The following is a 7,224-nucleotide window of genomic DNA, read 5'->3' as shown; positions in this document are numbered from 1 at the left end:
ACATCGCCCCAGCCCCGCCCACGGCCTGCTCGGGGGTGATCGTCAATTCACTGCCCAAGGTGTTGAGCAGTGATGACTACGGCCAACTGACCAAGGCAGTGCCGGGGCTGGACCTGCTGGCCGGTGCGAATGCGTTGGGCGGGTTAAGTGGGTTGGGCGGAAATCAGTCGGCCTTGAGCAATGCGCTGGGCAACAACGTGCAAAACCGCAGCGAGAAGGACATTGCCTTCAAGGCGCATGATCGGGCAGTTCGCGCCGTTGATTCCGCAGTTCCTGGGGCAGCAGGGGATTGCCGGGTCGTTGTTGCAGAATCTGGGGAGTTTGTGGACGACGCCGGCGCCGTTGGCCCAACCTTCAGTCTGAGGGTCTGTAGGGCAGCGCTGGCATCCCAGTCTCTGAAAACTTGCGCTGTAACTGTAGGAGCGGGTTCACCCGCGAAGAGGCCAGCTCAGGCGGCAGAGGTCTCAGCCCATATCCGCCCGCAGCTGCTCGATCCGCTGGTCTTTCTCTACCCACAACTGGTTGACCCAGGCCTGCACCATCTGCCGAAACTCGGGATCATTCTCGTAATCCCCCGCCCACAACGCCGGGTCCAGCTCCCGCACCTGAATGTCGATAATCACCCGGCTAATGCTGCCATTGAGCAAGTCCCAGAACCCCGGCGCCTTATTGCCAGGGTACACGATGGTCACGTCCAGCAGGGCATCCAGCTGCTCGCCCAATGCCGCGAGCACAAACGCCACACCACCCGCCTTGGGCTTGAGCAGGTAGCGATAAGGCGACTGCTGCTCCTGGCGCTTGGCTTCAGTAAACCGGGTGCCTTCCAGGTAGTTGACCACGGTCACCGGCTGGCGCTTGAACAGCTCGCAGGCCGCCTTGGTGATTTCCAGGTCCTTGCCCTTGAGCTCCGGGTGCTTTTCCAGAAACGCCTTGCTGTAGCGCTTCATGAACGGGTAATCCAGGCCCCACCAGGCCAGGCCCAGCAACGGTACCCAGATCAGTTCCTTTTTCAGGAAGAACTTGAAGAACGGTGTACGGCGGTTGAGGCTTTCGATCAGCGCCGGGATGTCGACCCAGGTCTGGTGGTTGCTCACGGCCAGGTACGAGGTGTCCGTGCGCAGGTTTTCCACACCGCGGATGTCCCACTGAGTAGGGATGCACAGGGCGAAGATGGCTTTGTCGATTTCCGACCAGGTTTCGGCCACCCACATCACCGCCCACGACGCGTAGTCGCGGCCACGGCCTGGCAGCACCAGCTTGAGCAGGGCGAAGACCAGCAGCGGGCAGATCAACACCACGGTGTTGAGCAGCAGCAGGGTGGTCGTAAGAATGCCGGTAAACAGGCGACGCATAAGGAAACTCTTGTTGTGGGAAGTTGGCAGGGCGCAATGATAAGCAGCGCTCAGGTCTACGCCAAATGTCCAATGCCCGGCGGCGGGGACAAATGTTTCACATTATGTTGGTTAGGCTTGTGACAGCGAACCTATCTGCCCAGTGCAGTCTAAGCACTGACCCTCTCAAGGAAGCCTGCTTGTGAAATCTCTTTTAGCCATGTTGTCGCTGTTGGCGCTGCCGGTGATGGCCGCCGAACCCACTATCTACGGCCGTTACGAGAATATTGCCCTGCCTGAACTGGGCGAAACCCTGAAAGCCAAGATGGACACCGGTGCCTTTACCGCGTCGTTGTCGGCCAAGGACATCGAGTTGTTCACCCGCGATGGCGACGAGTGGGTGCGCTTCCGCCTGGCGACCAAGGACTCGGACGGCAAGGTTTACGAGCACAAGGTCTCGCGCATCAGCAAGATCAAGGGCCGGGCCGATGAAGAGGAAGAGGGCGATGCCCCGGAAATTTCCAAGCGGCCAGTGGTTGACCTGGAGCTGTGCCTGGGTGACGTGAAGCGTACCGTGGAGGTGAACCTGGTGGACCGCAGCAGCTTCAACTACCCATTGCTGGTGGGCTCCAAGGCGCTGCGTGAGTTCAAGGCGGCGGTCAACCCGGCTAAGAAGTTCACCGCTGGCAAACCAGACTGTTGACCTGAAGCGTCCGCCATACAATGTAGGAGCGGGCTTGCCCGCGAACGCACATAATGAAGTGTCAGGCACCGGCTTTGCCGGTGTTCCCGGGCAAGCCCGCTCCTACACTGAGCTGTGCCAACCTTCAAAACCGCAAGGCCGGACGCCATGCCTCATATCCTTATCGTCGAAGACGAAGCCGCCATCGCCGACACCCTGGTCTACGCCCTGCAGGCGGACGGCCACAGTACCGAATGGGTAACCCTGGGCAGCGCCGCCCTCGAGCAGCAGCGCCAGTGCCCGGCCGACCTGATCATCCTCGACATTGGCCTGCCCGACATCAGTGGCTTCGAAACCTGTCGCCAACTGCGCCGGTTCACCGACGTGCCGGTGATGTTTCTCAGCGCGCGGGACGGTGAAATCGACCGCGTAGTAGGCCTGGAAATCGGTGCCGACGACTACGTAGTTAAACCTTTCAGCCCTCGTGAAGTGGCAGCGCGCGTTCGGGCGATCCTCAAACGCATGGCCCCACGTGCCGAGGTGGCCGGCGAAACCACCTTGTTCCAGCTTGACACCCTGCGCATGCAGATTACCTACCGCAGCCAGCCGCTCACGCTGACCCGGCATGAGTTCCGCTTGCTGCAATGCCTGCTCGAACAACCGCAGCGGGTGTTCAGCCGCGAACAGCTGCTCGACGCTTTAGGCGTGGCCTCCGACGTGGGCTATGAGCGCACCATCGACAGCCATATCAAGAGCCTGCGCGCCAAACTGCGCCAGGTAGCGGGTGATGCCGAGCCGATCCAGACCCATCGCGGCCTCGGTTACAGCTATAGCCCGGAGCACGCCTGATGCGCTTGGGTATTCGTATCTTCCTGGTGTACTTCCTGTTCGTCGGTTTGGCCGGTTACTTCTTGCTCAATACCGTACGCGAACAGATTCGCCCGGTAGTGCGCCAATCTTCCGAAGAAACCTTGGTAGACACTGCCAACCTGCTGGCAGAAATCCTGCGGGATGACGTCAAGGCCGGCACCCTGAACCAGGGCCGCCTGCCCGAGGTGCTCGAGGCCTACGGCTCGCGCAGCCCGGGCGCACAGATCTGGGGGCTGGCCAAGAACCAGGTCAGCCACCGCATCTATGTCACTGACGCCAAGGGCATCGTGTTGCTGGACTCCAGTGGCGAGGCCCTGGGCAAGGATTACTCGCAGTGGAATGACGTGCTGCTGACCCTGCGAGGGCAGTATGGCGCTCGCTCCACCCGCAGCGACCCCAACGATGAAAGCACCTCGGTGATGCACGTTGGCGCGCCGATCATCGACGACGGCAAGATTATCGGCGTCGTCACTGTCGCCAAGCCCAATAGCTCATTGCAACCCTACATCGACCGCTCCGAGCGGCGCTTGCTCACTCTGGGGCTTGGGCTGATCGGCTTGGGCTTGCTGATCGGCGCGGCGCTGTCGTGGTGGCTTTCGCGCTCGCTGCGTAAGTTGGCGGGTTATGCGCAGGCGGTCAGCGAAGGTGAGCGTGCGGAGCTTCCGCATTACAAGGGCGGCGAGCTGGCGAACCTGGCACAGGCAGTGGAGCGCATGCGCACCCAGCTGGAAGGCAAGGCCTATGTCGAGCGCTATGTACACACCCTGACTCACGAGCTGAAAAGCCCGCTTGCGGCCATCCGTGGTGCCTCCGAGCTGTTGCAAGGCGAGGATATGCCCGTTGCTCAGCGGGCGCGCTTTGCCGGCAATATCGAACGCGAGAGCGAGCGTTTGCAGCAGATGATCGAGCGGTTGCTCAACCTGGCCAGGGTCGAGCAGATGCAGGCCCTGGAGGACGAGCAGCAGGTGGCGCTGGCGGCGTTGGTCGATGAGTTGCTGCTGGCCCATGCGGCGCGTATCGAAGGTGCCAGATTGCAGGTCCGACAGCGGGTGCCTGCCACTTTGCGTTTGCTTTGCGATCCGTTTCTGATGCGCCAAGCGTTGGCCAACCTGCTCGATAACGCCTTGGACTTCACCCCGGAAGGGGGCACGCTGCTGTTCGACCTGGAGCGCGATGGCGAACGCGTGGCGTTGAGTTTGTTCAACCAGGGGCAAGCGATACCGGCCTACGCCATCGGCCGGGTCAGCGAGCGGTTCTACTCGCTGCCGCGGCCTGGGAGCGGGCGCAAGAGCACCGGGCTGGGTTTGAACTTCGTGGCCGAGGTGATGCAACTGCATGGTGGGGCATTGGCAGTGGACAACGTCGATGGCGGGGTGCGTGTGCGGTTGTGGCTGCCGGTACGGCGCATCAGCTGAGACAGCCGGGGCTGCACAGCAGCCCCAAATACACTTAAATCACACACGCTCTCCACAAAGCCTCCACGCAAGGCGCAGACACTGCGCCCACTGCCACAGGAGGCCCCATGAACAAGACCATTGGTTTCAAGCTCGGCATGATCGCCCTGCTGATGTTGCTGCTGCTCATCCCGTTATTGCTGATCAACGGCCTGATCGACGAGCGCCAGGCCCTGCGCGACAACGTGCTGCGCGATATTGCCCAGAGCGCCAGCTTCGACCAGCAGCTCAGCGGCCCGCTGCTGGTGGTGCCATACCGCAAGTACCAGCGCCGCTGGATCGAAAAGGACGGCCAACGCACCCAGGAGACCAGCACCATCGCCGGCCACTTGTACTTTCTGCCGGAAACCTTCGATGCCGACCTGGGCGTAGACACTGAACTACGCGCCCGGGGCATTTACCAGGCGCGGCTGTTCCACGCCAAGGGACGTATCAGCGGCCGCTTCAAGCTCCCGGAACGCTGGGGCATCGACAAGGATTTCGACGACTACCGCTTCGACAAGCCGTTTCTGGTCGTGGGCATCAGCGATATCCGCGGCATCGAGAATGGCCTTGAACTGAATATGGACGAGCAAAAAGTACCGTTCGAGGCCGGCACCCAGCTCGACTGGATGCGCGGCGGCGTGCACGCCAGCCTGCCGGGGCTGGACGGGCTACAGGCACGAGCGTTCAGTTACGGCTTTGACCTGGCGTTGCAAGGTACCGGCCAGTTGCACGTGGTACCTGTGGGCCGTACCAGCAGTGTGGACATGCGCGCCAACTGGCCGCACCCCAGCTTCGTCGGCAACTACTTGCCCAACCGACGCGAGATCGATGCCCAAGGCTTCAGTGCCCACTGGCAAACCTCGTTCTTTGCTACCAACCTTGAGGACGCCATCCGCCAGTGCGCTAGCGCCGGGCAGTGTGGGGACTTGAGTGAGCGCAGCTTTGGCGTGAGTTTTGTCGACCCGGTGGACCAGTACCTGAAAAGCGAGCGGGCGATCAAATACGCGTTGTTGTTCATTGCCCTGACGTTTGCCGGCTTTTTCCTGTTCGAGGTCATGAAAAACCTTAGTGTGCACCCGGTGCAGTACATCCTGGTGGGCGTGGCCCTGGCGTTCTTCTATCTGCTGCTGTTGTCGTTGTCCGAGCACATTGGCTTCGGTTTGGCGTATGGGTTGTCAGCTTCGGGCTGTGTGCTGCTGATCGGCTTCTACCTGAGCCATGTTTTGCACAGCCGGGGGCGAGGGGTGGGTTTTGCGGCGGGGCTGGCGGCGCTGTATGCGCTGCTCTATGGGCTGCTGAGTGCCGAAGACTATGCACTGCTGATGGGATCGCTGCTGTGCTTTGGCTTGCTGGGTGTGTTCATGGTGCTGACCCGGCGGCTGGATTGGGCGCGGGTGGGGAGGGCGGCATGAGGGAGGACAGAGAGATCGGGCGGTGGCTGGCCTTCAGGATTGGGCAGCTGTTTCCTGTGATACCCAGGTGAAGCTTTCGCGGGCACGCTCGCTCCCCCAGGTGTGGGAGCGGGCGTGCCCGCGAAGAGGCCCTGTCAGGCCACTGGAGATGTGGCGACCATCGACGGCCGCTTGGCCACCTCGGCATACCACGCCGCCAGCCCAGGCTGGCGTTCACGCCAGCCGAACTCCGGCTGACGCAAATCCAGGTAACCCAGCGCACAGGCCACGCCAATCGCCGCCAGGTCGAAGCCGGACATCAGCTCAGGCAGGTGCTCGTGCTCCAGGTTGGCCAGGCTCCGGCGGATCTTGTCGCTCTGCGCCTGCAGCCAGCCATCCCAGCGTTTGTCTTCTGGCCGCAGGAAGCTCTCATACCGGCTCGACACCGCCGCGTCCATGATCGCATCGGCCTGTGATACCAAGGTCATGCGCCGCCAGCGCGCCGAGCCTTCACGCGGTAGCAGCGGCAGGCCGACGTGCTGCAGGTCGAGGTACTCGCAGATGACCCGGCTGTCGTGCAGCACGGTGCCGTCTTCCAGGCGCAGGGCTGGGATTTTGCCGATGGGGTTGTCCTGGTTGAGCTGCGGGTCGCCGCTCACCGGGCTGATGTTAACCGGCTGCAGTTGCACTCGATCAAGCTGGCCGGTTTCGTGCAACACCACCATGACCTTGCGCACGAAAGGCGACAACGGCGAGTGGAACAGGGTCATCGTGCTCATGCTTCAGTTACCTTGCAGGCTTGGTGGCAGGCACACGCCGGTGCCGCCGATGCCGCAGTAGCCGTCAGGGTTCTTGGCCAGGTACTGTTGGTGGTAGGCCTCGGCGAAGTAAACGGTCGGCGCTTGGTCGATCTCGGTGGTGATTTCACCGAAGCCGGCCTTGCTCAGCTCGGCCTGGAAGGCGTCGCGGCTAGCCTTGGCCTGCTCCAGTTGTTCTGGGCTGGTGCAGTAGATGGCCGAGCGATATTGAGTACCAATGTCGTTGCCTTGGCGCATGCCTTGGGTGGGGTTGTGCAGCTCCCAGAACATTGCCAGCAGTTCGCGGTAGCTGACTTTGTCCTTGTCGAACACCACCAGCACCACTTCGGTGTGGCCGGTCAGGCCCGAGCAAACTTCTTCGTAGGTGGGGTTGGGGGTGAAGCCGCCGGCATAGCCGACCACGGTGCTGACCACCCCTTCACGCTGCCAGAAGCGGCGCTCTGCGCCCCAGAAGCAACCCAGGCCGAAGATGGCGAAATCGATGGCGCCTTCGAAGAACGGACCGAGCAGTGGGGTGTCTTTGAAGACGTAGTGGAACTCGGGCAGGTTCATTGGCGTTTCGCGGCCAGGCAGGGCCTGTTCCGCAGTTGGCATGACGTTTTTGTTCACCAGGATTTCCGAACGCAGGACCATAGCCGTTCCTCTGTTTTTCAGTTGGATAGGTGTTGAGCCCTTCGCGGGGCAAGCCCGCTC

The 7,224-nt window shown here is 61.9% G+C and carries 7 protein-coding genes and 1 pseudogene; 5 read left to right on the top strand and 3 right to left on the bottom strand.

Annotation, left to right across the window (positions count from 1 at the left end):
• Positions 1-363, top strand: a pseudogene (locus DMX11_RS19035) (DUF2780 domain-containing protein); the annotation flags it as partial.
• Positions 364-464: 101 nt separating this feature from the next.
• Here the strand turns inward: DMX11_RS19035 and DMX11_RS19030 are convergent.
• Positions 465-1,352: an acyltransferase gene (locus DMX11_RS19030; RefSeq protein WP_110745918.1), complete on the bottom strand. Its 888-nt coding sequence runs from the start codon at positions 1,350-1,352 to the stop codon at positions 465-467.
• Between the two features lie 181 nt (positions 1,353-1,533).
• Between DMX11_RS19030 and DMX11_RS19025 the strand changes: the two genes are divergently transcribed.
• The 4 genes from DMX11_RS19025 to creD all read left to right on the top strand — a co-directional run bounded on the left by DMX11_RS19025 (position 1,534) and on the right by creD (position 5,734).
• Positions 1,534-2,034, top strand: coding sequence for an ATP-dependent zinc protease (locus DMX11_RS19025; RefSeq protein WP_110745917.1), 501 nt, complete (start codon positions 1,534-1,536; stop codon positions 2,032-2,034).
• A 147-nt stretch (positions 2,035-2,181) separates the two neighbouring features.
• Complete coding sequence (gene creB, locus DMX11_RS19020; protein ID WP_110745916.1) at positions 2,182-2,862, top strand: two-component system response regulator CreB; 681 nt, start codon at positions 2,182-2,184, stop codon at positions 2,860-2,862.
• Positions 2,862-4,298 (top strand): two-component system sensor histidine kinase CreC, encoded by a 1,437-nt coding sequence (creC, locus tag DMX11_RS19015; protein WP_110745915.1) that lies wholly within the window; start codon positions 2,862-2,864, stop codon positions 4,296-4,298. Before creB ends, creC begins: the two co-directional genes overlap by 1 nt.
• A 107-nt stretch (positions 4,299-4,405) precedes the next feature.
• A complete protein-coding gene (gene creD / locus DMX11_RS19010; RefSeq protein ID WP_110745914.1) occupies positions 4,406-5,734 on the top strand; it encodes a cell envelope integrity protein CreD in 1,329 nt (442 codons plus the stop codon).
• Between the two features lie 134 nt (positions 5,735-5,868).
• On the opposite strand, the gene DMX11_RS19005 is transcribed toward creD, so the two are convergent.
• Together DMX11_RS19005 and msrA are read right to left on the bottom strand one after the other, a co-directional pair.
• Entirely contained in the window at positions 5,869-6,492 is a 624-nt protein-coding gene (locus DMX11_RS19005; protein WP_110745913.1) for a glutathione S-transferase, read from the bottom strand.
• 3 nt (positions 6,493-6,495) lie between these two features.
• Entirely contained in the window at positions 6,496-7,164 is a 669-nt protein-coding gene (gene msrA, locus DMX11_RS19000) for a peptide-methionine (S)-S-oxide reductase MsrA (protein WP_110745912.1), read from the bottom strand.
• Between the last annotated feature and the right edge of the window lie 60 nt (positions 7,165-7,224).

Source organism: Pseudomonas sp. LB-090624 (genome assembly GCF_003205205.1).
GTDB lineage: Bacteria > Pseudomonadota > Gammaproteobacteria > Pseudomonadales > Pseudomonadaceae > Aquipseudomonas.
The sequence above is the reverse complement of the archived record's forward strand: the minus strand, read 5'-3'. Positions and strand labels throughout refer to the sequence as shown.